Origin of the sequence: Nostoc sp. NMS9, from assembly GCF_017114995.1 — a bacterium.
Classification (GTDB): domain Bacteria; phylum Cyanobacteriota; class Cyanobacteriia; order Cyanobacteriales; family Nostocaceae; genus Nostoc.
This window is the reverse complement of the sequence record NZ_JABXKL010000091.1, coordinates 1-23,635: the sequence shown is the minus strand read 5'-3', so window position 1 is coordinate 23,635 and position 23,635 is coordinate 1. Positions and strand designations below refer to the sequence as shown.

Genomic DNA, 23,635 nt, shown 5'->3' with positions numbered 1-23,635 from the left:
CTAATTATGGATACCGTAATTACACCAGAAAGAATCGAGTTACCACCTGGCGCGGTGTTGAAGCTTTTGGGAGACTGGAAAGACTATCAAGTATTGAGTCAGCAACTAGGCGATCGCTCCTCACCTCGCATTAAATATCGCAGAGGAGAAATTTTACTGATGGCACCGCTCCCAGAGCATGGAAGAGATGCGAGTTTGCTGGCAGATATTGCTAAGGTTTTGCTGGATCATTTAAACCGTGCATACGAGTCATTTATGCCCATTACCATGAGCTTGCCAGAAATTAGTGGTATTGAACCAGACTTTTGCTTTTACATTGAAAATTGCAGAGCAGTAGTAGGTAAAAAAAGAATTGATTGGGAGTCAGATCCACCACCAGATTTAGCAATTGAAATAGATGTGACAAGCTACACCGACATTAATGATTTCTTGCCTTATCGAGTGCCAGAAGTTTGGATATTAAAGAGTAATCAGTTGTTAATTTATCGATTGCAGGAAGAAAGTTATGTGCTTACAGAAAGCAGCTACTTTCCTAAAGTCAGACAAATTGTGCAGCAATGTCTCCAAATGGCCAATGAGCAAACAACAAGTGAAGTCATTAGGTGGTTAAAGAACCTTTTGCGCGAACAGTAGTAGTACAATGTTTAAGCGAGTTTTGAGGGTTTTTAGTAAGGACTTTAGTGCTTAGAAGATAAGGACTAACGTCTTTACGCAACGGGAAAGTTAGTTGCTCATGGGGGAAACCCCCATCGCCCTTGGCGTCTCCCCTTGGGAGAAGACCGCGCTAACTCACTACAAACTTACTTAGAGCCTATTTATAAAGTAAATCTAAAGACGAGTAGAAAGGGATTGTCGCAAGAATAAGATACTTAATATACGGTGTAATTACATAGTTGCTCAGGGGTCGAAAGTCTTACGCCACAGACTTAAATGATATGGAGTGGGAAATCCTTGCCCCTCTAATTCCAGCAGCCAAATCTGGAGGACATCCTCTCCCCTTGGGAGACGCTCCGCGAACGCACAACGGATATCCGGGAAGTATGTAACGCCATTTACTACCACTTAAAAACGGGGTGTCAGTGGAATATGCTGCCTGGGGATTTTCCACCAAGCTCAACGGTATACAACTACTACCGTTCATGGCAGCGCAAGGGGGTTTGGGAAAAATTCAACCATACACTGCGTGGTCAAGTTCGCTCAAAACTAGGTAAATCAACACAAAACGAGCGCGTTAGCAAAGCTCGCCGTAGGCATCGCCGCAGACAGTCAATTGATAAGAACGACTGAAAAAAGGGAGCCAGTGCGTTGGGCGGCTCTGCCGACTTGAAACAACTGGCGTGGGATGTGTACGGCTTCGATGGCGGTAAAAAAGTAAAAGGTAGAAAGCGGCAGACTTTGGTTGATAGTCTAGGATTGTTGTTAAAAGTAGTTGTCAGTGAAGCAAATGGTTTAGAACGAGTACTTGCTGCCTATGCTTTGATGGAACTTTTAGAAGAGCGTCCAGAATTACTGGAAAAAGTCAAAATCATCTGGGTTGATTCTGGTTATGACGGTGATAAATTTGCGCTTTCAGTTTGGTTAATGATCCAAGCTCATGTTGAAGTCATACGGCGTACCGATCAAGAATTTCAGGTTTTGCCCACGCGTTGGGTAGTAGAAACAACATGATTGCTGGTTGAACCAGTACCGTCGTCTTAGTAAGGATTATGAACATCTCCCAGAAATGAGTGAAGCTGTCATATATGCCTTATGACTCGTATTATGCTACGTCGTCTAGTCCTCTAAAGATTTACTTTATAAATGGTCATCTTAAATACAATATTATTTTACCTAAAAAAGTAGGAAAGGTGGGAAAAGTAGGATATTTTGTAGTTTCTCTTGATTATCCTGTTGATAAGGTGTAAATTGATAGGTAGTAAATAGTCAATGAATTTGAGTCAGAATTCAGAAGTCAGAATCAATCAGTCGGGGATTCAGACCCGCGACTGATTGAATTTTAAACCCGTTTATTCATCCACCAGTCGCGCAGAATTCATTCTGAATTCTGGCTCCTGACTCCTGAATTCTGCTTCGATAAAAAAATTTGCATTAACCTATCCTAATAATAGTATTCTTTGAATCCAGATATGTATACAGTCTTAAGTGTCTACTTAATTATTCTCTTAACTGTCTACTTAATGATAACTAAATGTTTGAACTCTCATTGCATTTTATTGATAAAGCTGAGATTGTCTTATAGACAACTGTTTATGGTTATTTTTGGAGTAGAGCAAATACAATACTTGGGTGAAGGTGCATGATAAATTTTCTGGCATTGCTGAATTAGGGGATGATTTCGCACAATTTATAACGAATTCCCAATGGTTTCAACCGCCAAATCATCCTGCATTTATGCAACGCCAATTTTCTTTCTTAGTGGATTCGAGTTGCTGCGGCACGTGAACCTAGTCCTTCAAAAGCAGCAATTGATAGTTAATCAATATATATTTATTAAGACTATTGCATAATAAAAGTTTCATTAACAAGCCACTTGACAAGAGTAAATTGTGAATTTTTTCATTACAAGGAGTAACTTCATTGCATCAAAGATTAGCCGCAAATGTCAAATTTGAGAATAATTCAGCAATTCAGAAGTCAGAATCAATTAGTAGGGGATACTCTATGGCAACAAGCTACAGACCCACCACTGATTCTTCGGCTTTAGCGTTCCCGTTGGTGCAGTCTCTTATAAAGAAGGGTAGACCACCAAATTGAAAATTTGGTGTGGTATTTCACCATTTATTCATCCGCCCTGACGCTCGATGACTAGCTAACGCTGCGCTAACGGGTGACGCTCTCTACGAGACGCTGCGCGAACGCAGGCTCGCTAACGCTGCCTCACCACTCGTACAGAATTCATACGCTTATTCTGACGACTGACGCATGTATTCTTTTTTGTCAACACGACTTCAATCAAGACAATAAGCTTAAGATGATAGGTTTAAATAGACAATGAGCAAGCAACCTTTTAAGTTGCCAAGTTTTTATGTGCCTTGGCTGGCACGACTGAACCCAAACCTGGAAGCGGCACGGGTACATTCTAAAGCCTGGGCTTATGAAATGGGGATTTTGGGTGGGGAAGAGGGATCAGAAGATTATGAGATTTGGGATGAGCGCAAGTTTGATGCTCATGACTATGCACTATTGTGTTCCTACACCCATCCAGATGCCGATGAACCGATGCTTAATCTGGTAACTGACTGGTATGTTTGGGTATTTTTCTTCGACGATCACTTCCTTGAGCTTTACAAGCGTAGCCAAGATATGGCTGGGGCTAAGAAGTACCTCAATGGACTACCAGCGTTTATGCCTGTGCAGCCCCAAGAAACGCCGCCAGAACCCACCAATGCCGTAGAACGGGGTTTAGTAGACCTCTGGACTCGCACCATCCCTAATGCCTCCCAAGACTGGGTAATCCGATTTTCTGAGAGTACCATCAATCTTCTCAAAGAATCTCTCTGGGAACTCGCTAATATCAGCCAGGATCGAGTTGCTAACCCCATTGAATACATTGAGATGCGACGTAAGGTGGGGGGAGCGCCCTGGTCAGCTAACTTAGTGGAACAGGCGGTTGGGGCAGAAATTCCGGGTGCGATCGCCCCTACTCGACCAATGCGTGTCCTCAAAGACACCTTTTCTGATGGGGTACATCTGCGAAATGACATCTTCTCTTACCAAAGAGAAGTTGAAGAAGAAGGAGAAAATGCTAACTGTATCCTGGTCTTGGAACGATTCCTCGATGTCAGTACCCAAGAGGCGGCCAACCTCACTAACGACTTACTAACGTCTAGGGTGCAACAGTTCGAGAACACCTTTGTTACTGAGCTTCCTTCCTTGTTCGAGGAATATAGTCTGACTCCTGATGAGCGTCTGAAAGTAGTCCTATATGCCAAAGGACTTCAAGACTGGCAGTCGGGGGGTCATGAGTGGCACATGAGATCGAGCCGCTACATGAACCAGACATCAGACAAATCTTCGACAGCAAGCTGGCTTTTAGGTGGCCCTACTGGACTAGGTACATCAGCGGCTCGTTTAGGAGCCTTATACGATAGTTTGGGACTAAAACGGTTCAAAAGCTTCACCCATGTTCCCTATCAGCCTGTAGGGCCAGTAACCTTGCCGCAGTTTTATATGCCTTTCTCCACCAGTTTGAATCCCCATCTAGAAGAGGCTCGGCGGCATTCTAAAGAATGGGCGCGTCAAATGGGGATGCTGGACGTACTGCCAGGGATGCCCAGCATTTACATCTGGGATGACCACAAATTCGATGTGGCCGACGTAGCCTTATGTGGTGCTTATATTCATCCCAATGGATCTAGTGGTGAATTGAATATCACAGCCTGTTGGCTGGTTTGGGGAACCTATGCTGATGACTACTTTCCTGCACTGTATGGCTATAGCCGCAACATGGCAGGGGCAAAAGTTTTCAACACTCGGCTATCAGCGTTTATGCCCCTTGATGGGAGTCCTATTTCCGTACCAACGAACCCAGTTGAACGGGGTTTAGCTGATATTTGGGCGCGGACGGCTGGCCCAATGACAGCTAATGCTCGTCGCCAGTTTCGTCAGGCGATCGAGGATATGACGGAAAGTTGGTTATGGGAACTGGCTAACCAGATCCAGAATCGCATTCCAGACCCGATAGACTATGTGGAAATGCGTCGTAAGACCTTTGGCTCCGATCTAACCATGAGCCTGTCTCGACTTTCCCAAGGGAACGAGATCCCACCAGAGGTCTTTGCCACCCGAACCATGCAGGCAATTGATAATTCAGCCGCCGACTTCGCCTGTTTGACGAACGATATTTTTTCTTATCAGAAAGAAATCGAATTTGAGGGCGAGATTAATAACGGTGTGCTGGCGGTTCAGAATTTCCTGAATTGCGATATTCCCCACGCTGTCGGCGTTGTTAACGACCTGATGACCTCCCGTGCCCTTCAGTTTCAACATATCGTTGCGACTGAACTCCCTATCTTGTGTGATGATTTCGACCTGGATACCAGTGCCCGTAAGAAACTGTACGGTTACATCAAGAAACTAGAGCAGTGGATGTGTGGGGTACTCAAATGGCATAGGGCGGTAGACCGCTATAAGGAATTTGAGTTGCGGAATAACTCAACAGAAAAACGCTTACTCCAAGGCCCTACAGGCTTAGGCACTGTGGCGACCAAAATTAGACCAAGTGTCGGTCAGGAAAAAACTCAAACCAATGTTCAGCCAGTGGTGCAGAACTTACTGAGTAGTCCAACAGGGTTAGGGACTTCAGCTACCAAAATCGGATCACTGTTAGCAAGGAAAGGTTAGCTCAACTCAACTTGAGTCCCGATTCCGGTCAATCAAATAACTTGTCAACTAACATTACTAATGGAGATTAATCATGACTAATGCAGCAAACACTCCTATAGAAAATCAAATTGAGCAATTGCCAATGAGTTTGCAGACGGAAGCGGCGCGTAATTTGGCAACGACCACCAAAACCCAACCCCAAATGCAGGGAATTACCTCACGGTGGCTCTTAAAATTGCTGCCTTGGGTAGAAGCAGTGGGTGGTAGCTTTCGGGTCAACCGTCGCTTAACCTATACGGTTGGGGATGAACGGGTCAGCTTTACCAATACAGGGGCCCAGATACAGGTCATTCCTCAAGAACTCACTGAGTTACCTTTGTTGCGGGGATTTGAAGATGTCGGGGTCTTAAACGCCTTGGCTAGTCAATTTGTGCAACAAGAATTTGCTGCGGGAGATGTGATTATACGAGCAGGGCAACAAGCTAATCAAGTATTGCTGATTGCCCATGGTAAGGTAAATAAAATTGGCCCAGGTAAGTATGACGATCAAGTTGTTTTGGCTGTATTAGCTGATGGCGACCATTTTGGCGACTACGCTTTAGTCGAATCCCAAGATACTTGGGATGTCACCCTCAGTGCCATTACCCGTTGCACGATCTTGTCTCTACCTCAAGCAGCCTTTCAAAACCTGGTTAATCAGTCTGAGGCTCTGCAAGCGCAAGTGGATCAATTTAGAGCAAAATTGCGCCAACCCAAAAACGAAGAAGGGGAAGCCTCAATCGATATTACCTCCGGCCACCTCGCAGAGGCAATATTACCTGGGACTTTTGCAGATTATGAAATCAATCCACGGGAATATGAGTTAAGCGTCGCTCAAACCATTTTGCAAATCAATACACGGGTTGCTGACCTCTACAACGAACCCATGAACCAGACGGAGGAACAATTACGGCTCACCATCGAAGCATTACGGGAACGCCAAGAACACGAAATGGTTAACAATCGTGACTTCGGACTTTTACACAATGCCGATCTCAAACAACGCATCTTTACTCGCAGTGGCCCCCCAACTCCTGACGATCTCGATGAATTGATCTCCATTGTTTGGAAAGAACCGAGCTTTTTCTTAGCTCATCCCCGCACTATTGCCGCGTTTGGTCGGGAATGCAACCGCCTTGGACTTTATCCCAACCCTATTCCTATGGGTAACAGTGCAATTCCGGCTTGGCGTGGTATTCCCATCTATCCTTGCAATAAGATTCCCCTTACGAAAGAGCGTACTAGCTCCATCATGTTAATGCGTGTGGGAGCAACCAACCAGGGTGTTATTGGTCTGCATAAAACTGGCATTCCTGATGAATATCAACCTAGTTTGTCTGTCCGCTTCATGGGTATTAACGAAAAGGCCGTTATTTCCTACCTGGTTAGTGCTTACTACTCTACAGCCATTCTTGTCCCTGATGCACTGGGCATCCTTGAAGATGTAGAAATTGGTATCTAAGTAGCAAGATATCCTCTTCAAAGTAGGGGCGGGTCGTACCCTGCGGGAACGCTAAGAGCGAACGCCCCTACCCCCCGATGCTCTCTGTTAGGAATGTAAATTTAGTCGCATGAAACGTTAATTTTATGACAGATGCTTTGATTAGGCCAGATTTATACCAAGAAAACGGGCAACCCCAGATGAGCTTAAGCACGAAAGGGGCGCGGAATTTAGCCAAAACCACGAAAACTCCGCCCCAGATGCAAGGCATCACCCCAAGGTGGTTGTTACAGATGTTGCCTTGGGTGCAAATCACGGGTGGGGCCTATGGGGTTAACCGTCGCTTGACTTATGATGTTGGCAATGGACGGGTTAGCTTTATCAATACAGGGAGCCAGGTGCGGGTCATTCCCCAAGCACTTTGTGAACTATCTTTATTGCGTGGGTTTGAGGATATTGAGGTACTCAACGTCTTGGCAGACCGCTTTGTCCAACAAGAATTTGCTCCAGGTGAGGTCATTGTAGGGGAAGGTCAACCAGCCGACCAGGTGTTATTAATTGCTCATGGTAAAGTTAATAAGCTGAAGGCAGGAAAATATGAGGCGGAAGCTTTACGGGATATCTTAGCTGAGGGTGATTGTTTTGGTGGCGAAGCTATAGTTCTGTCTCAGGACACTTGGGAGGTTAGCCTCAGAGCTGTTACACGTTGCATAGTTTTGTCTTTGCCAATACAGGCGTTTCGGGAGTTAATGAACCAATCTGAAGCGTTGCAGATTCAGGTTGATCGCTTTAGAGCTATGTTGAGCAAACCCCAGGATAAGCACAATCAGGCGGAGATTATCATGACCGCTGGTCATAGTCCGGAAACTGAGTTACCCAGGACATTTGTTGATTATGACTTGAATCCACGGGAGTATGAGTTAAGCGTCGCTGAAACCATTTTACGGGTGAATACGCGAGTTGCTGACATCTACAATGAACCCATGAACCAGACGGAGCAACAATTACGGCTGACTATCGAAGGGTTGCGGGAACGGCAAGAATACGAAATGCTGAATAATCCTGATTTCGGGTTGTTGCATAATGCCGATCTGAAGCAACGCATCTTTACCCGCACCGGGCCACCGACTCCAGATGATTTTGATGAATTGCTCTCTCGGCGGCGCAAATCCCATTTTTTCCTCGCTCATCCTCGCGCGATCGCTGCTTTTGGCCGGGAGTGTAACCGTCGTGGCATCTATTCCCCAAGCAGGGAGGTCAATGGAAAGATTGTACCTGCATGGCGCAACTATCCGATTTTTCCTTGTAACAAAATTCCGATCACTAAGGAGGGTACTAGCTCTATTTTGGTACTCCGTGTCGGAGAAGAAAACCAAGGGGTGATAGGTTTACATAAAACGGGTATCCCTGATGAATACCAGCCCAGCTTGTCCGTCAAATTCATGGGTATCAACGAAAAAGCTGTGATTTCTTATCTTGTCAGCGCCTACTACTGTGCAGCCATTCTCATCCCCGATGCACTCGGCATCCTTGAAGACGTAGAAATCGGGCACTGAGGGAAGGGTAATACCATTTCACTTTAAGGTTGATACAAATAGAAGGCTGGAGAGCAGGGGGAAGAGGGTTTTCCTATTTCTGCATAGATTACGGTAATTATAAGTAATCAAACAAACATGATATTAATTCCTAAAGCAACGTTGTTTAATAGTTCCTGTCAGCCAGATTTTGTCGATTAGGTGTAGTACTGTAATTTTAAAGATAAATATTTATGGTGAATACTCAAATCTTTGAATGGTCATCTGTTAAAGGAACTACTTTTGACCTTAAAGCCTATTTATCAGAACGGCAATCGCAAGTTGAAGCAGCGCTTGAACAGTCAATTACTGTAGCCTATCCAGAAATACTCTACGAATCTATGCGCTATTCCTTGCTAGCTGGAGGAAAGCGCTTACGCCCGATTCTATGTCTTGCCGGTTGTGAACTTGCTGGAGGCACTATCGAGATGGCGATGCCTACTGCTTGTACGCTGGAAATGATTCACACCTTTTCTCTAATCCATGACGACTTACCTGGAATGGATAATGATGACTATCGACGCGGAAAGTTAACTAACCATAAAATTTATGGCGAAAACATTGCTATTCTAGCTGGTGACGCACTTTTAGCCTACGCCTTTGAGTTTCTTGTGGTTCAAACCAAAGGAGTTGCTGCCCAGCAGTTGTTGCAGGTTGTTGCTCAGTTGGCTCATGCAGTAGCAGCAACAGGTCTTGTTGGCGGTCAAGTTGTTGATTTACAATCTGAGGGATTGCAGAATATTGACATTGAAACCCTCAACTTTATTCATGCCCACAAAACTGGCGCTTTATTGGAAACGTCTGTTTTATCAGGAGCACTATTGGCGGGAGTGGACGATAAAATTCTGCTGCCGCTTTCTCACTATGCTCGCAATATTGGTCTAGCTTTCCAAATTATTGATGATGTGCTTGATATGACTGGTACTCAGGAGGAACTCGGTAAAACTCCGGGCAAAGATCAAAAGGCGCAGAAAGTGACTTATCCCAGTTTGTGGGGTATTGAGGAATCAAAACTCAAAGCGCAAAAATTGGTTGACTCAGCGAAAGCAGAATTAGTTTGCTTTGGCGAAAAGGCTCAACCTCTAATGGCGATCGCAGACTATATCACAGCTAGAACACATTAGTCGCGCTCACTCTGCCAAGTTTTTTAACTTTCTATGGTTCGTAACTGGCTATTTTTTGGGTAAAAGTATATATATGGTACAGGAGTCTTTGGCACTAAGAAAAGCTAAAAGGAATGCTAGATAATCATTACAGGCTGTAAAGCCATTTTTGGTCAAAGTTACAAATCCCTAGCTAGCATTTCATAGTAATTGCGATCGCCATCAGCAGTCCGCTTCTGTTGAGCAATCACCTGCTTACGAACTATTTTAATCCCTTCGATTTCCGAAACTCCTGAACAACATCTTTAACATCACGTAATTCTCCCTCAACTAAATAGTTTAATTGCCGCATTTCATCTGCCGAAATTTTTCCAGCTAGTTGTGCGATCGCTGTTCTTACTTCAGGATATTTTTTTAAAATTTCTTGCCGAACAATTGGCGCAGCTTCGTAAGGAGGAAAATATTTTTTATCATCCTTTAGTACCACTACATCCAAGCGAGAAATCTGCCCATCTGTGGAACTACCCGCCACCATATCTACCTGTTTTTGAATCAGAGCGCGATATACTAAACCCAAATCCATAATTTGGGGAGGTTTAGCAAAAAGTAATCCGTAGGTTTTAGCTAATCCCGGAAAACCATCTTCCCTTTCCAAAAATTCATAGCCAAAACCGCCGCGCCACTGAGGTGTATATTGAGAAGCTTGGGAGAGAGTTTGAATATTGTTACGCTTGGCATCTTCACCCCGGATAATCATCGCAAAAGTATTTTCAAAACCCAAGCTTGGCATCACTTCCAAATTAAATTGCTGGGCATAAAGTTGTTTTAACTTCTGATAAACTTCTTTCGGGTCATTAACTGCTTTTTGCTTTAAAATCCCAGTAAAAGATGTGCCTGTGTACTCAATATACGCATCAATTTTTCCAGAAGTAATAGCACTATGACAGATGAAAGAACCACCCAAACGGAAACGACGAGCTACTTTTAAATTAGTTGTTGCCTCGATTTGCTCTGCTAATAGTTCACCTAAAATATCTTGTTCGGTAAAATCTTTGGAAGCAACAATAATATCAGCACCGTTATTACTATTTAAATTCGGCGTACAACCAGCGATTAACAATAACAAAGCAAAACTTAACAAGCAAAGCGTGAAAAATCTTTTCATTAATTTTTAATTTTTAATTTATTCTCCATCCAGCCAATTGCGAAGTCAGCCAATAATGCAATTGTCGCTGCCGGAACTGCACCAGCTAAAATTAACTGATCGTTCACTACTGATATGCCGCGAAAAATAAACACTCCCAAACCACCAGCCCCAATTGCTGCGGCAATAGTTGCAATACCAATGGCAATTACTGTTGCTACTCGCACACCTGCCAAAATTACTCCCATTGCTAAGGGAATCTCAACTTGTAATAATAATTGTCTATCTGTCATCCCCATGCCTCTCCCAGCTTCTCGAATCGCTGGATCGACACTAGTAATACCTGTGTAAGTGTTACGAATTATCGGCAGCAAAGAATATACAATCAGGGCAACAATTGCTGGTACTGGGCCAATTCCGCCAATTATGGGAACAGGAATGAGTAAGCCAAACAGCGCCAAACTAGGAATAGTTTGGAAAATATTCGCTATGCCGAGAATTGGTTGGCGGAGATAAGTTTTACGTGTAATTAAAATACCTAAGGGAATACCTACAAGTATGGCAATTCCAATTGCAATGCCTACCAAAAATAGGTGTTCGAGTGTATGCTGAAGAATTTCTGGAGCATACTTAACCAAGAAGAAATTTTTCATAAAGTATCTTGTAAGGAACGCAGACATTGCAGAAAGGCGAGGCTTTCTGGGTGTTGCGATCGCATAAATTCATCTCTCGTCCCCAATACTATCAATTCTCCGCCAGACATTAAACCAATTCTCGATGCTAAGACAAAGGCTTCTTGAATATCGTGGGTGACAAACACAACTGTTTTACCTAACTCTTGCTGCAAATGCCGAAACTCTTGTTGAAGTTCTAGGCGCGTAATTGGATCGAGTGCGCCAAAGGGTTCATCCATCAACAACACTGGCGGATCTGCTGCTAAAGCCCTCGCTACCCCGACTCTTTGCCTTTGTCCTCCCGAAAGTTCGTGCGGGTAACGCCCAGCAAATTGTGCTGGTTCTAAGCCTACCAATTGCAACAACTCATAAACCCGCATTTTAATTTGTTTCGGTTGCCAACCTTCTAAAGATGGGACTAAACCGACATTGCGTTCAACTGTAAAATGGGGAAATAAACCAATTTCTTGAATGACGTAACCAATTTTTCGCCGCAGTTTAATTTCATCCCATTGAGTTGTGGGAATGCCATCAAATAAAACTTCGCCTTGTGTAGGTGTAAATAGGCGATTAATTAACTTCATTGTCGTCGTTTTGCCGCTACCACTGCGCCCAAGTAATACTAGTGCTTCTCCTTGGCGGATGGTGAAATTGAGATTTGACACCAATGGGCGATGGTTGCGGCTAAAAGTGACATCGCGGAATTCGACGGTGGTTTGGTTATTTTGCGGCATGAGTAGCTTTTGATATAAACATATATCACATTATTTGTTGATTTTGCTATTATGCTAACGCCCGCGTTGCCCTATTCAGATTTTGTGGATACTGCTAAGAATTGCCTTAAGGCTTTACAGTAGGGAAAAGATCAGAAAGTACGGACAGTAGAAAGCAATAGGTACAACAGTTGGTAATAACTATATTATGAACTCGTTTGAAAGTATAACAATTGAAGGATATCGTCGCTTGTATAATGTACAAGTCGATATGCATGAGCGACCCCTGACGGTGATGATTGGTGCTAATGGTGTAGGTAAAACCTCTCTGTTAGAAATTTTTTCACTTTTAGCAGCATCAGCAAATGCTCAACTAGGAACCAAAATTTCCGAATTGGGTGGACTGGGTGATATTATGACGCGCGATCAGGCTAAAAGTATAACAATTTCTTTGTCCATGAGTGTGCCCGGTTATGCACCACTCGACTACTCGCTAGAAGTCGCTCCTAAAGGGTTAGCATATGAAATTGCTTTAGAAACACTTACTCAACAAAATGATCGTCAGGCATCGGAACCCTTTAAACACATTGACTCTCGTGGTTTAGATGTTAAATATTTTAATACAGAAGATCAAAAGCTATTGCGCCCAAATTGGGATCATAATCCCTTAGAAACTTCTCTTGCTCAAGTTCCCAAAATGTACCAAGAGCCAGAGAATCTGCGAAAAAGATTAGCTTCTTGCACTTTTTATGGAGCATTAAATGTTGCTCCTAAAAGCCCAGTTCGTTTACCACAATCAATGCGTCCAGTGACCTTACCAGGTTCTCATGGAGAAGATTTAGTTTCCTGCCTTTATTATTTGCGAGAAACTGATTCAGAAAGATTTGAAATTATTGAAGATACCCTTGCTGCTGCATTTCCAGATTTTGAGCGTTTATCGTTCCCGCCAGTAGCAGCAGGAACTTTAGCAATGACTTGGAAAGACAAAAATTTTTCTAAGCCTCTTTATATGCACCAGTTGTCTGAGGGGACTTTGCGGTTTCTTTGGTTAGTAACACTGCTGCAAAGTCCAGATTTAACTGCTGTCACTCTTATTGATGAGCCAGAAGTCAGTTTACACCCAGAATTATTAAGACTCTTAGCTGATTTAATGCGCGAAGCTGCCCAACAAACTCAGCTAATTGTGGCAACCCATTCAGATAGATTAATAAGATTTTTAAAACCTGAAGAAGTTCTAGTTTGTGATTCTGAGGATGGTTTAACAACTATGAATTGGGGTGACTTTTTTGATTTAGAAAAATGGCTAGAAGATTATAGTTTAGATCAAATTTGGGCGATGAACTTAATTGGTGGTCGTCCATGAGAATAGCAATTTTAGTTGAGGGTGCAACAGAAAAAGCTTTTGAGCCGATTTTACGAGATTTCCTTAAGTCACGCTTGCAACAACAGATGCCTAAACTTCAGTTTATACCTGATGATGGTCGGATTCCTAAAGAAGAAAAACTCAGGCGTAAGGTTGAGAATTTACTGACAGGGAGAGATGCTTTCAATGCTGTGATTGCACTAACAGATGTTTATACAGGAACCAATGATTTTCAAGATGCCGCAGATGCTAAAGCAAAAATGAAAACGTGGGTGGGGAATAACCCTAATTTTTATCCCCATGCAGCGCAGTATGATTTTGAAGCTTGGCTACTACCTTATTGGCCAACTATTCAAAAATTGGCTGGACATAATAAGTCAGCACCAAGGGGCTTACCTGAGCAGGTGAATCACAATAAATCTCCGTCATATCATATTAAAGAAATATTCGAGTTAGGTAAAAAACGCAGTTATAGTAAAACTCGTGATGCAGCCAAGATTTTAAAAAACAATAATCTAATGGATGCAGTTAATCTGTGTCCTGAATTAAAGGAATTTTTGAATACTATTCTGTCTCTTTGTGAGATTGATTTGATTCCATGACTGAACTGCCTTAATTAAATGGCGTTCCGGTTCAGCAGAACTCGCAATTTTGTCTCATAAAATTTTCAGGTTATAACGGTAATTTTTCGGTATCTAATCAGTAATGTAAGAAGGCAAAAGTTAAACCGCTCCCGGTACAAAGAAGACCGCTCACGTTAAATTAGTCTGAGTGGTGATTTTCTCCAAAGTAGGGAGTACCTAAAGCTTTCGGGGGTGTAGATTTCCCCAACTTACCCACTAATGCTAATAAAGCGATCGCATAAGGTAGCATTACTAAAAATTGGTAAGGGATATTTGCCCCTAATGCCTGAATTCGCAGTTGTAAAGCTTCTGTAGCCCCAAACAGCAAACAAGCCAAAGCACTACCTACAGGATGCCATCTGCCAAAAATTAATGCTGCGATCGCAATAAATCCTTTACCAGCACTCATCCCCTCGGCAAAAAATCTTACTTGTACCAGAGTTAAATAAGCACCTCCTAAACTTGCAAGACAGCCACTAATTACCACAGCGATATAACGGACAAATGATACGGAAATTCCAGCCGTGTCAGCAGCTTTCGGAGATTCACCCACTGCCCGCAATGTCAGTCCAAAGCTAGTTTTAAATAAAATGTATGTAGTTAAAATAACTAATATAAATAATAAATATACTAAAAAATCTGACTGAAATAGTAGCGGCCCCATCAGGGGAATATTGGCTAAACCAGGAATAATAATTGCCCCGATTCCAGGTAACTGCTGTGTACTACTGCCACTAAACACTAACCGGGCCAAAAACGATGTTAATCCAGCTGCGACAAGATTAATTGCTAGTCCAGATACCAATTGATCGACACGCAAAGTTACACACAAAACAGCATGGAGTAGTCCGACTAATCCCCCAGCAATTAAGGATGCAAGGATACCAAGCCAGGGATTACCAGTGTAGAAAGTAGCCGCAGCGCTAGTAAAAGCACCTGTAAGCAACATTCCTTCTAAGGCGATATTTAACACCCCCGATCGCTCCGAGTATAATCCTCCAAGGGCTGCAAATGCTAAGGGGACGGCTAGACGTAAGGTAGCTATTAAGTAATCAGAGAAGAAGTTGAGATTATTCATAGAGTTATTTTTTAACGCAGAGGTTCGCAAAGAGAAGCGCAAAGTTTCGCAGAGTTTTCTCCGTGTTCCTCTGCGTTAAACCTTCGCGCCCCTCTGCGTTTTTACTCTTATTTCTCTTTCCACGGCGAGACTGATAGCAATAAACAACACCATAAACCCTTGAATCGCGTAAACTACAGTTACCGACACACCTGCACTACGCTGCATCACATTTGCACCACTGCGAAGTCCTGCAAAAAACAAAGAAGTTAATACTACACCGATAACACTACCACGACTTAAAAAAGCGATCGCAATGGCATCAAATCCATAACCTGGTGAAACTTGTTCAAATAGCCGATATTTCAACCCCATCACCTCACAACTCCCAGCTAACCCAGCTAAACCACCTGAAGAAGCCATCACCAGCATAATGGTACGTTCAACAGATATATGAGCATAACGGGCAGCAATCGGGTTAAATCCCACTGCTGTAATTTGATAACCTAGTGGCGATCGCACTAACAATACCCATAAAATACCTGCGGCAATTAAACCGAATAAAATCCCAGCATGGGCGAGGCTTTGCGGTAATATAATCGGCAAACGCGATGTTTTGGCAATTAATGGCGAATAAGGACTAGGCGCACCTGTTGCCATTAATGGATTTTGGACGAGGTAGCTAACTAAATTCACGGCGATATAGTTGAGCAACAATGTAGTAATTACCTCATTTACTCCGCGCATGGCTTTGAGATAACCAGGAATCCAACCCCAAACTGCACCAAAGAAAAATCCTGCCAAAAGTGCTAAGGGAATATGAATCACCGCAGGTAATCCTGGCACATATAACCCAATTAAAGTACTTCCCAACGCACCGAGATAAATTTGTCCTTCCCCACCGATATTAAATTGCCCAGCCCGCAATGCTACTAACACGCCTAAACTAGCGAACAGTAAGGGTGTCATTTTGGTGAGGGTGTTACCAAATCCAAAGTAGGTAGAGAGAGATTCTTGAAATAGGATGCTGTATGCAGTGATGGGATTTGCCCCAGCAATTAGCATCAGGATAGCACCGACGATGAGAGCGGAGGCAATCGCAATCAGCGGTGATAGGATTGGTAAGAGGAATTTCATGCGATTACTTGCGATCGTTAGGTTTGGAGATATGATTTCCTATGCAGTTCATTAACTCCTCAAAGCTGAATCAAATTTAACAATTTATAAACATCATTTTTAGTTTTAAATTTTGTTCTAACTGTTCTGCTGATTCTGAATCGCTGTAATTTCATCAGGCGTTAAAGTTACAACCTTTCCTTCTCGCATAATACTAATCGATTGACCAAGCTTACGATGTCGTTCTATTGCTGCTGCGATTGCTGCTTTGACTCCAGCATCAATCTTACAGTGTAACTTTTTCATCTCTTCTTCAGTCATTTAATACCTCTATAATTTGGTTCCAAATCTCATTTATATAAAGACTCGGCATACAAATTTTGTATGATTAAATTTTTCCTCTCCGTGTTATTTTCTCTCCCCGTCACCGTATCCCCCCAGCCATCAACAAACCAATATCTTCTACCTTCGCCGTGGCTGCATCCAAAATAGCCACAAACTCACCTCTGTAGATTACAGCAATGCGATCGCTCATTGCCATCACTTCTTCTAACTCAGTAGAAATATACAAAATTGCCGCACCGCGATCGCGTTCTGTTAATATTCGAGACTGGACAGCTAATGTCGCCCCTACATCTAACCCCCTGGTGGGTTGCATGGCGATAATTAAAGCTGGTGTTTGTGCCAGTTCTCGCGCTAACACCACTTTTTGTTGATTTCCTCCCGAAAGCTGACTTACCTTGATATCAATTCCATTCGCTCGAATGTCAAACTCTTGCATTGCAGCTTGGGCACGATTAGCGATCGCTTCTTGTTGTAACAAAAAATGGCGACAAAATGGCAGATATTTAAAAGCTTTTAAAATCAAATTTTGGGCGATGCTAAATTGCAACACCAATCCCATTGTCTGCCTATCTTCTGGGATGTAGCCCACTGAGGAATGCTTGGGCGTAAACTCAATTTTACCCTGCTTAATAGTCCGCACAAGAGCGATGGCATCAGCTAATTCTCGCTGTCCATTGCCATCTACACCAGCAATTCCTAAAATTTCTCCCGCCCGCAGTTCAAAAGAGACATTATTTACAGCCGGAATATTTCTTTCATCAGCAACTTGTAAATTTTGCACCGACAGGATGATTTCTCCTGGTAATGTCGGACTTTTATTTAACTGTAAAGCTACCTCCCGTCCTACCATCAATGTTGCTAACTGCTGTCGTGTTGCCGCTTCAGTTGATATTGTTGCTACTACCTTTCCCTGGCGCAAAACTGTGACTGAATCACAGAGATTCATTACCTCTTCTAATTTATGGCTGATAAAAATGATTGTGTTGCCTGCGGCTGCCAATTGGCGCAAGATAGCAATTAATGATTCTACTTCTGGCGGTGTCAAAACTGCTGTAGGTTCATCAAGAATCAACAACTTTGCTCGACGGTAGAGAACTTTGAGAATTTCTACTCGTTGTTGTGCCCCAACAGATAAATTTTCAACTTTGGCAGTGGGGTCAATTTCTAATCCATAAGCTTGAGATAATGCGGTGATTTCTTGCTGTTTATATTGTAAATTTAGCCGCCAAGTTTTCTCTGTACCTAAAATGATATTTTCTGTGACAGTAAGTTTCGGTATAAGCATGAAGTGTTGGTAAATCATGCCAATGCCTAATTTAATTGCCTCATTTGGTGAAGTAATTTTTATTGGTTGTTCTTGGAGATAAATCTCACCAGCATCAGGTTGATAGAGTCCACTAATAATATTCATTAAAGTACTCTTCCCTGCACCATTTTCGCCTAGTATTGCATGAATAGTTCCAGATGCAACAGAGAGATTGATATTGTCATTAGCAATAAAAGACCCAAAGCGTTTGGTAATATTGTTTAAGCGTAAATAGTTCATGTTCACAAAACTGATATACCTCTTGCAAAAGTCCCTAACACCCCACCCTCAACCCCTCCCCTTAACAAGTTACGGTGTACACACAAGTCTGAAATAGCTTATTAACCAGGGTTTTACCCCACCCTAACCCTCCCCTTTACAAGGGGAGGGAACTAGATATCTTTTTCCCCCCTTTGCAAGGGGGGATTAAGGGGGGTAATTCAACTTGTGTGTACACGTAGCCTTACCAAGGGGAGGGGAGCGTTTGCTTTACTCAAATGCGGAGTGGGGTTCTTTATTGTTGATTTATGCAAGAGTCTAGTCATCAAAATCTGGGCTAAAGTCCTCACTAAGAAAGTTTTTTGATATAGTCTGCTAAACCTATGTTGTTGCTTTCTTCACGCAGCGCGTATCCTTACCAGCCTGTTTACAGTCTTCAAAAACGATTTTTTTATTAACAATTTCTTGGTTTGCATTCAATACCTTTTGCTTTACTGCTTCCGGTATGATTGCTCCGAATTTCCCTAAAAATAAGATATCTGTTCTTTCTAGCCCAATTGTATATATTTGTCCTTTGATTTGTTTTTGTTTGGCTAATTCTACTATATAAGCGATGGCTAAATCTAAGCGTTTGACAGCGCTGGTTAACACAGCTTTTGGTGCAACGTCTAATTGATCCTTGGTATTACCAAAAGCATATACTCCTTTTTCACCTGCTGTTTGTAAGACTGCGGCTGAGGCATTATCTAACCATTGATAGATGACATCAGCACCAGAAGATATTAATGCCAGAGTCGCTTCCTTGGCTTTGGCAACATCATTCCAATCACCCGTAAAAGTAGAAGTAATTTGGATATTTGGTTTAACAGACTTTGCTCCTAATTCAAATCCCCGCAGTTCTCCCTCGGTAGCGGGAAACTTCTCTCCGGCAATATAAGCTAATTTATTAGATTTAGTTACAGAAGCACCGATAATGCCACACAAATAACTAGCTTGTAGGTGATCTATTCGTAAAGAAGCAATATTCTCACCCTTGAGATTACCATTTACTCCCACAAAAAATGTGTTGGGGAACTGTGAAGCTACTTGTTCAATTGCGGCATCAAATTGTCCACCATGCGCGAAGATGAGATTGTAGCCTTTACGAGCAAAATCTGTTAATACTTCTGTTTGATCTGCTTGTGCTACTTTTTCTACATAGGCGGTTTCTGCACCTAGCTTTTGTTTTGCTAGATTGATTCCTTCATAACCAGATTGATTCCAGCCTTTATCGGTAATCATTCCAGGGAGAGCGATCGCTATTTTAAACCCTTCAGTACCACCCGTTGTTGTCGCTGTTGGTGTCGTCGGCTTATTACTGCAAGCTTGCAGCAGTAAACTAGTACCAAACCCTGCTGAACCAAGCAAGATAAATTCACGCCGACTAAAGTTTGTTGTCATACCTCGCCTTCAGATAGCTATTTGAGTTATTTCAACACTCTAAAGTCGGAGGTGGTACTTTGGAAACAATTTCTCCCGGATTTCTCCAAGACGCGATAAATCGCCGTCTCTACAATAATTAGTCTTTTGTAAAAACGGCGATTCATTGCGTCTCTTACCTTATCCTGCATTTTATGCAGTTTTAGCACTTTCATCAGATGCTTGTTCTGCAACATTTTTCAAGCGGCTCGATCTGATTTTGCGGATGCGATCGCTATAGCGAACACCACCCGCCATCTCATACTCACGGCTGTCTTTGCCGTACTTAATAGCAACCACCATCAACATCTTCTCAGAAAGCTGACTCAAATTTTTTTCCATCTCTTCAATTTCAGTTTTAGAAGAGTCAACTACAGATAGAGCAGTATTATAAACATCAATTTTGTTACGTAACTGCTCGATTGATTCAACTAATTTTTCTAGACTATAATCTTCATCAAATTTGATGCTTGGAACAATTGATTTCAGTCCGGCGGATCTTAACTGAGCTTTTTCTAAAATGCGAGATGTGCGTTTTTTACGAGACATAAAACTACCTCTTTAAAATGCTTATAGAGCTAGCTTGGCTCAATTCAACTGCATTCGGGTTCAGCAAAACTCACAATTTTTGTAATAAATTTTTCAAGTTATAGCAGTAATTTTTCGGAATTTAATTACTAAATGTTGGTATTTATAGAGATAATTGTCTAAGCTTCATCAAAACTTTAAGGGAGACTGCTCCCATAAGTTGCGAAGTTGCTCCCATAAGTTGCGAAGCTGCTCCCATAAGTTGCGAAGCTGCTCCCATAAGTTGTGTAGCTGCTCCCATAAGTTGTGTAGCTGCTCCCATAAGTTGTGTAGCTGCTCCCATAAGTTGTGTAGCTGCTCCCATAAGTTGTGTAGCTGCTCCCATAAGTTGTGTAGCTGCTCCCATAAGTTGTGTAGCTGCTTCAGTTTGTTTGGAAGTGCGTAGACGCAAATACTAGAGGAAGTTAGAATTCTCAAAATCACTCAAGATTTCTTCTGGTAAAGGCTCGTTGAAATCTGGTGCAATAAACACTTTACCTTTATCTAAGCCTGGAATGCGAGGAGAACTGATATTCGTAAAGGCGACTAGACGTGCAACTGGAATCCCCTGTTCAGCAATCACGACTTCTTCACCGAGCAATACCTGACTCAGAAGTTCACTAAATTTGGCAGTTGCTTGGGCAATGTTGACAGTAATAGTCATCTGCCTTGGTAATTAATTCCTAATATTCTTTACGATAACATCGAATGCTTGGGCGATTGCGATCGCAGTTTAGGCAAATCTAATTGCTGCGCCGCACCACACAAGCGTGAAATTTAGATGCATTTGTCCTAAAATACAACCCAAAGACTTTCGGCTTGACAAAAATATAACTGTTAAAGTCAGCATAATGGTGTCAAAATGCGAAAAAATACACCCAATAGGAGAAAAATGCCAGCCATTGTTAAATTACAACTCTCCTTAGAAACTTTAGCAGAAGCAATATCTTCCCTTGATTTAACAGAAAAACGTCAACTTCAAGAGCTAATTGAGCAACAAATTTTTGAAGCCGAAGAAGCGTTGTACGAAGACGATGCAGAAACACTGGCAGAAATTCAAGCAGTTCGCGCTGAATATAAAGATGGTGAGTACGTGATTATAGATAAATATCTTGCTAACCGCTCAAATTAGAGATAATGTAAAAAATTTCGGAGAACAAGTTTTGACAACTATTACTGATATTGGCACACTGATTAACCATAATCCTGAAATACACGGCGGTTGTCCGATTATTTCTGGTACAGGGGTGACAGTCAGGCGCATAGCAATTTGGTACAAACAAGGTTATAGCGCCGAAGAGATTGCAGATCAAATTAGTCATTTGACCTTAGCGCAGGTTTATGCAGCTTTAGCTTATTATCATGCTAACCGCGACCAAATTGACGCTGACATTGCAGCAGAAGAGGCAGAGGGAGACAGATTAGAGAAACTGCATAAAACTCAAAAACTTTCATGAGCCGAATTCGCTTGTATATGGATGAGGATTCTACCGCACGTTCTCTAGTTCTGGCTCTACAAAACCGTGGTGTAGATGTGATTACAAGTCTAAATTTGAATAGGCTGGGATATACAGATGAAGAACAGCTAACGTGGGCAACTGAACAAGGTTTTGTCTTATATAGTTCTAATATCAGAGATTTCTACCGTTTGCACACTGATTTTTTGACCAAAGAACAATCTCATGCAGGAATGATTTTGGTACAGCAGCAACGTTACTCAGTGGGGGAACTAATGCGCGGTATTTTGAGGTTAATTGCAGCTAAGTCAGCAGAAGAAATGCAGAATCAGGTAGAATTTTTGAGTAGTTGGATTGATGAATAGTATCCAATACGGTTCAGTTAGAGCTAAAAAGTGGGAAGCGCTATAGTTTAACGATTAGCAACTGCAACAAAAGAAAAATCATATTATGAACACCGCCAAACTCAGCACTGATGGCACTCACCAAGTTGTTATTTTGCCCGAAGATTTTCAACTCACTGGCACAGAAGTCTATATCAAAAAAATTGGTAACGCTATTGTTCTCATTGCCCAAGATAACCCCTGGCGATCGCTCATCGACAGTCTAGACAATTTCTGTGATGATTTTATGACTAATTGCGATCGCTCACTCATAGACACCAGAGAGAGTTTGTAAATTCGATACCTGGCATTCAGCGCTGTTGTTAGAGAATTGGGTTGAGTAGCTGTAAAAGGCGATCGCACTTCGTTTAAAACTATAGATCCTGCATCCCTTATACCAATTGACCAAAATCAAGCTACAGATGCAAGTTAAATCTAACTCTCTTAAATTACGAATTAGGTTGCCGAGCGAAGCCGAGGTACGAATTACGAATTATAAATTATTTCCACCATCGCCCCACATCCACAATTGCATGGGCAATTTCTACCGTTGCTGCTTCGCCACCTAATGCAAAGGTAACTGGAAACAATACTTTGATATCTTGCAGCAAATTAGGGCGAGTGCGAAGGGATAGCTGATGAAGTATATCTTGCCAAAGGGGGAAAAGTTCGGTAGATGGCATTTGTGACAAACTGTCAGCTAAGGCACTCAAGGCATAGGCACGAGAAGACTCAGACTGTATTGCCCTGGCAGCAGCAAGGGCTTCTGGCAATATATCTGGCAGTTTCTGGGCTAAGGCACTCAAGGCATAGGCACGAGAAGACTCATCCTGAATCGCCCTGGCAGCAGCAAGGGCTTCTGGCAACAACTCTGGTGGCAGTTTCTGTGCTAAGGCACTCAAGGCATAGGCACGAGAAGACTCATCCTGTATTGCCCTGGCAGCAGCAAGGGCTTCTGGCAATATATCTGGCAGTTTCTGGGCTAAGGCACTCAAGGCATAGGCACGAGAAGACTCAGACTGTATTGCCCTGGCAGCAGCAAGGGCTTCTGGCAATATATCTGGCAGTTTCTGGGCTAAGGCACTCAAGGCATAGACACGAGAAGACTTATCCTGTATTGCCCTGGCAGCAGCAAGGGCTTCTGGCAACAACTCTGGTGGCAGTTTCTGGGCTAAGGCACTCAAGGCTTTGGCACGAGAAGACTCAGACTGTATTGCCCTGGCAGCAGCAAGGGCTTCTGGCAATATATCTGGCAGTTTCTGGACTAAGGCATTCAAGGCATTGGCACGAGAAGACTCATCCTGAATCACCCTGGCAGCAGCAAGGGCTTCTGGCAATATATCTGGCAGTTTCTGGACTAAGGCATTCAAGGCATTGGCACGAGAAGACTCATCCTGAATCACCCTGGCAGCAGCAAGGGCTTCTGGCAATATATCTGGCAGTTTCTGGACTAAGGCATTCAAGGCATTGGCACGAGAAGACTCATCCTGAATCACCCTGGCAGCAGCAAGGGCTTCTGGCAATATATCTGGCAGTTTCTGGACTAAGGCATTCAAGGCATTGGCACGAGAAGACTCATCCTGAATCACCCTGGCAGCAGCAAGGGCTTCTGGCAACAACTCTGGTGGCAGTTTCTGGGCTAAGGCACTCAAGGCATAGGCACGAGAAGACTCATCCTGTATTGCCCTGGCAGCAGCAAGGGCTTCTGGCAACAACTCTGGTGGCAGT

Annotated in this window: 22 protein-coding genes and 2 pseudogenes; 12 read left to right on the top strand and 12 right to left on the bottom strand. The window is 42.8% G+C overall.

Going from position 1 to position 23,635, the window contains the following annotated elements; translation table 11 throughout:
- Positions 1 to 6 precede the first annotated feature (6 nt).
- The 6 genes and pseudogenes from HWQ40_RS29155 (at position 7) to crtE (ending at position 9,503) form a co-directional block, all read left to right on the top strand.
- Positions 7 to 633: a Uma2 family endonuclease gene (locus tag HWQ40_RS29155; RefSeq protein ID WP_292785145.1), complete on the top strand. Its 627-nt coding sequence runs from the start codon at positions 7 to 9 to the stop codon at positions 631 to 633.
- Positions 634 to 935: 302 nt separating this feature from the next.
- Positions 936 to 1,785: pseudogene (locus HWQ40_RS29150) on the top strand (IS5 family transposase).
- Positions 1,786 to 2,991: 1,206 nt separating this feature from the next.
- On the top strand, positions 2,992 to 5,343 hold the full coding sequence (locus HWQ40_RS29145) for a family 2 encapsulin nanocompartment cargo protein terpene cyclase (protein ID WP_292785143.1): 2,352 nt from the start codon (positions 2,992 to 2,994) through the stop codon (positions 5,341 to 5,343).
- Between the two features lie 73 nt (positions 5,344 to 5,416).
- A complete protein-coding gene (locus tag HWQ40_RS29140) occupies positions 5,417 to 6,826 on the top strand; it encodes a family 2B encapsulin nanocompartment shell protein (protein WP_292785141.1) in 1,410 nt (469 codons plus the stop codon).
- 125 nt (positions 6,827 to 6,951) lie between these two features.
- Positions 6,952 to 8,361: a family 2B encapsulin nanocompartment shell protein gene (locus HWQ40_RS29135; RefSeq protein ID WP_292785139.1), complete on the top strand. Its 1,410-nt coding sequence runs from the start codon at positions 6,952 to 6,954 to the stop codon at positions 8,359 to 8,361.
- Between the two features lie 212 nt (positions 8,362 to 8,573).
- Positions 8,574 to 9,503 carry a geranylgeranyl diphosphate synthase CrtE gene (gene crtE / locus HWQ40_RS29130; protein ID WP_292785136.1) on the top strand — a complete coding sequence of 310 codons (930 nt, stop codon included), beginning with the start codon at positions 8,574 to 8,576 and terminating at the stop codon, positions 9,501 to 9,503.
- Positions 9,504 to 9,744: 241 nt separating this feature from the next.
- Here the strand turns inward: crtE and HWQ40_RS29125 are convergent, their stop codons facing one another.
- From HWQ40_RS29125 to HWQ40_RS29115, 3 genes are read right to left on the bottom strand one after another with little or no spacing between them, the layout of a single operon-like run.
- Entirely contained in the window at positions 9,745 to 10,647 is a 903-nt protein-coding gene (locus tag HWQ40_RS29125) for a glycine betaine ABC transporter substrate-binding protein (protein ID WP_292785134.1), read from the bottom strand.
- Entirely contained in the window at positions 10,647 to 11,279 is a 633-nt protein-coding gene (locus HWQ40_RS29120; RefSeq protein ID WP_292785132.1) for an ABC transporter permease, read from the bottom strand. Before HWQ40_RS29120 ends, HWQ40_RS29125 begins: the two co-directional genes overlap by 1 nt.
- Positions 11,276 to 12,034 (bottom strand): ATP-binding cassette domain-containing protein, encoded by a 759-nt coding sequence (locus tag HWQ40_RS29115; protein ID WP_292785130.1) that lies wholly within the window; start codon positions 12,032 to 12,034, stop codon positions 11,276 to 11,278. Before HWQ40_RS29115 ends, HWQ40_RS29120 begins: the two co-directional genes overlap by 4 nt.
- Before the next feature lie 187 nt (positions 12,035 to 12,221).
- Here HWQ40_RS29115 and HWQ40_RS29110 point away from each other — a divergent pair, with 187 nt between their 5' ends.
- Both HWQ40_RS29110 and HWQ40_RS29105 read left to right on the top strand, forming a co-directional pair.
- Positions 12,222 to 13,376, top strand: coding sequence for an AAA family ATPase (locus tag HWQ40_RS29110; RefSeq protein WP_292785128.1), 1,155 nt, complete (start codon positions 12,222 to 12,224; stop codon positions 13,374 to 13,376).
- A complete protein-coding gene (locus HWQ40_RS29105) occupies positions 13,373 to 13,978 on the top strand; it encodes a DUF4276 family protein (protein WP_292785126.1) in 606 nt (201 codons plus the stop codon). Before HWQ40_RS29110 ends, HWQ40_RS29105 begins: the two co-directional genes overlap by 4 nt.
- Before the next feature lie 160 nt (positions 13,979 to 14,138).
- On the opposite strand, the gene HWQ40_RS29100 is transcribed toward HWQ40_RS29105, so the two are convergent.
- The 8 genes from HWQ40_RS29100 to HWQ40_RS29065 form a co-directional block, all read right to left on the bottom strand.
- Positions 14,139 to 15,077, bottom strand: a complete 939-nt coding sequence (locus HWQ40_RS29100) for an ABC transporter permease (protein WP_292785124.1) — start codon at positions 15,075 to 15,077, stop codon at positions 14,139 to 14,141.
- A 75-nt stretch (positions 15,078 to 15,152) separates the two neighbouring features.
- Positions 15,153 to 16,193, bottom strand: a complete 1,041-nt coding sequence (locus HWQ40_RS29095; RefSeq protein ID WP_292785123.1) for an ABC transporter permease — start codon at positions 16,191 to 16,193, stop codon at positions 15,153 to 15,155.
- Positions 16,194 to 16,310: 117 nt separating this feature from the next.
- Complete coding sequence (locus HWQ40_RS29090) at positions 16,311 to 16,493, bottom strand: hypothetical protein (RefSeq protein ID WP_292785121.1); 183 nt, start codon at positions 16,491 to 16,493, stop codon at positions 16,311 to 16,313.
- 103 nt (positions 16,494 to 16,596) lie between these two features.
- A complete protein-coding gene (locus HWQ40_RS29085) occupies positions 16,597 to 18,063 on the bottom strand; it encodes an ABC transporter ATP-binding protein (protein WP_292785119.1) in 1,467 nt (488 codons plus the stop codon).
- Between the two features lie 360 nt (positions 18,064 to 18,423).
- The gene (locus HWQ40_RS29080; protein ID WP_292785117.1) at positions 18,424 to 19,482 is read right to left on the bottom strand and encodes a BMP family protein; all 1,059 of its coding nucleotides are present in this window, start codon (positions 19,480 to 19,482) and stop codon (positions 18,424 to 18,426) included.
- A 171-nt stretch (positions 19,483 to 19,653) separates the two neighbouring features.
- Entirely contained in the window at positions 19,654 to 20,049 is a 396-nt protein-coding gene (locus HWQ40_RS29075) for a hypothetical protein (protein WP_292785115.1), read from the bottom strand.
- Between the two features lie 142 nt (positions 20,050 to 20,191).
- Positions 20,192 to 20,434: a hypothetical protein gene (locus HWQ40_RS29070; protein WP_292785113.1), complete on the bottom strand. Its 243-nt coding sequence runs from the start codon at positions 20,432 to 20,434 to the stop codon at positions 20,192 to 20,194.
- Between the two features lie 48 nt (positions 20,435 to 20,482).
- Complete coding sequence (locus HWQ40_RS29065; protein WP_292785111.1) at positions 20,483 to 20,731, bottom strand: type II toxin-antitoxin system Phd/YefM family antitoxin; 249 nt, start codon at positions 20,729 to 20,731, stop codon at positions 20,483 to 20,485.
- 228 nt (positions 20,732 to 20,959) lie between these two features.
- Between HWQ40_RS29065 and HWQ40_RS29060 the strand changes: the two genes are divergently transcribed.
- The 4 genes from HWQ40_RS29060 to HWQ40_RS29045 all read left to right on the top strand — a co-directional run bounded on the left by HWQ40_RS29060 (position 20,960) and on the right by HWQ40_RS29045 (position 22,202).
- Positions 20,960 to 21,199: a hypothetical protein gene (locus tag HWQ40_RS29060; RefSeq protein ID WP_292785110.1), complete on the top strand. Its 240-nt coding sequence runs from the start codon at positions 20,960 to 20,962 to the stop codon at positions 21,197 to 21,199.
- A gap of 31 nt (positions 21,200 to 21,230) precedes the next feature.
- Complete coding sequence (locus tag HWQ40_RS29055) at positions 21,231 to 21,524, top strand: DUF433 domain-containing protein (RefSeq protein WP_292785108.1); 294 nt, start codon at positions 21,231 to 21,233, stop codon at positions 21,522 to 21,524.
- On the top strand, positions 21,521 to 21,889 hold the full coding sequence (locus HWQ40_RS29050; protein ID WP_292785106.1) for a DUF5615 family PIN-like protein: 369 nt from the start codon (positions 21,521 to 21,523) through the stop codon (positions 21,887 to 21,889). Before HWQ40_RS29055 ends, HWQ40_RS29050 begins: the two co-directional genes overlap by 4 nt.
- A gap of 85 nt (positions 21,890 to 21,974) precedes the next feature.
- The gene (locus HWQ40_RS29045) at positions 21,975 to 22,202 is read left to right on the top strand and encodes an AbrB/MazE/SpoVT family DNA-binding domain-containing protein (RefSeq protein WP_292785104.1); all 228 of its coding nucleotides are present in this window, start codon (positions 21,975 to 21,977) and stop codon (positions 22,200 to 22,202) included.
- A 205-nt stretch (positions 22,203 to 22,407) separates the two neighbouring features.
- On the opposite strand, the pseudogene HWQ40_RS29040 reads toward HWQ40_RS29045, so the two are convergent.
- Positions 22,408 to 23,635, bottom strand: a pseudogene (locus HWQ40_RS29040) (hypothetical protein); the annotation flags it as partial.

What these genes read in the sequence shown, in the direction of transcription:
- HWQ40_RS29155 (WP_292785145.1), top strand. Translation starts at nt 7, where the DNA reads ATGGATACCGTAATTACACCAGAAAGAATCGAGTTACCACCTGGCGCG.
- HWQ40_RS29145 (WP_292785143.1), top strand. Translation starts at nt 2,992, where the DNA reads ATGAGCAAGCAACCTTTTAAGTTGCCAAGTTTTTATGTGCCTTGGCTG.
- HWQ40_RS29140 (WP_292785141.1), top strand. Translation starts at nt 5,417, where the DNA reads ATGACTAATGCAGCAAACACTCCTATAGAAAATCAAATTGAGCAATTG.
- HWQ40_RS29135 (WP_292785139.1), top strand. Translation starts at nt 6,952, where the DNA reads ATGACAGATGCTTTGATTAGGCCAGATTTATACCAAGAAAACGGGCAA.
- crtE (WP_292785136.1), top strand. Translation starts at nt 8,574, where the DNA reads ATGGTGAATACTCAAATCTTTGAATGGTCATCTGTTAAAGGAACTACT.
- HWQ40_RS29125 (WP_292785134.1), bottom strand. Translation starts at nt 10,647, where the DNA reads ATGAAAAGATTTTTCACGCTTTGCTTGTTAAGTTTTGCTTTGTTATTG.
- HWQ40_RS29120 (WP_292785132.1), bottom strand. Translation starts at nt 11,279, where the DNA reads ATGAAAAATTTCTTCTTGGTTAAGTATGCTCCAGAAATTCTTCAGCAT.
- HWQ40_RS29115 (WP_292785130.1), bottom strand. Translation starts at nt 12,034, where the DNA reads ATGCCGCAAAATAACCAAACCACCGTCGAATTCCGCGATGTCACTTTT.
- HWQ40_RS29110 (WP_292785128.1), top strand. Translation starts at nt 12,222, where the DNA reads ATGAACTCGTTTGAAAGTATAACAATTGAAGGATATCGTCGCTTGTAT.
- HWQ40_RS29105 (WP_292785126.1), top strand. Translation starts at nt 13,373, where the DNA reads ATGAGAATAGCAATTTTAGTTGAGGGTGCAACAGAAAAAGCTTTTGAG.
- HWQ40_RS29100 (WP_292785124.1), bottom strand. Translation starts at nt 15,077, where the DNA reads ATGAATAATCTCAACTTCTTCTCTGATTACTTAATAGCTACCTTACGT.
- HWQ40_RS29095 (WP_292785123.1), bottom strand. Translation starts at nt 16,193, where the DNA reads ATGAAATTCCTCTTACCAATCCTATCACCGCTGATTGCGATTGCCTCC.
- HWQ40_RS29090 (WP_292785121.1), bottom strand. Translation starts at nt 16,493, where the DNA reads ATGACTGAAGAAGAGATGAAAAAGTTACACTGTAAGATTGATGCTGGA.
- HWQ40_RS29085 (WP_292785119.1), bottom strand. Translation starts at nt 18,063, where the DNA reads ATGAACTATTTACGCTTAAACAATATTACCAAACGCTTTGGGTCTTTT.
- HWQ40_RS29080 (WP_292785117.1), bottom strand. Translation starts at nt 19,482, where the DNA reads ATGACAACAAACTTTAGTCGGCGTGAATTTATCTTGCTTGGTTCAGCA.
- HWQ40_RS29075 (WP_292785115.1), bottom strand. Translation starts at nt 20,049, where the DNA reads ATGTCTCGTAAAAAACGCACATCTCGCATTTTAGAAAAAGCTCAGTTA.
- HWQ40_RS29070 (WP_292785113.1), bottom strand. Translation starts at nt 20,434, where the DNA reads ATGGGAGCAGCTACACAACTTATGGGAGCAGCTACACAACTTATGGGA.
- HWQ40_RS29065 (WP_292785111.1), bottom strand. Translation starts at nt 20,731, where the DNA reads ATGACTATTACTGTCAACATTGCCCAAGCAACTGCCAAATTTAGTGAA.
- HWQ40_RS29060 (WP_292785110.1), top strand. Translation starts at nt 20,960, where the DNA reads ATGCCAGCCATTGTTAAATTACAACTCTCCTTAGAAACTTTAGCAGAA.
- HWQ40_RS29050 (WP_292785106.1), top strand. Translation starts at nt 21,521, where the DNA reads ATGAGCCGAATTCGCTTGTATATGGATGAGGATTCTACCGCACGTTCT.
- HWQ40_RS29045 (WP_292785104.1), top strand. Translation starts at nt 21,975, where the DNA reads ATGAACACCGCCAAACTCAGCACTGATGGCACTCACCAAGTTGTTATT.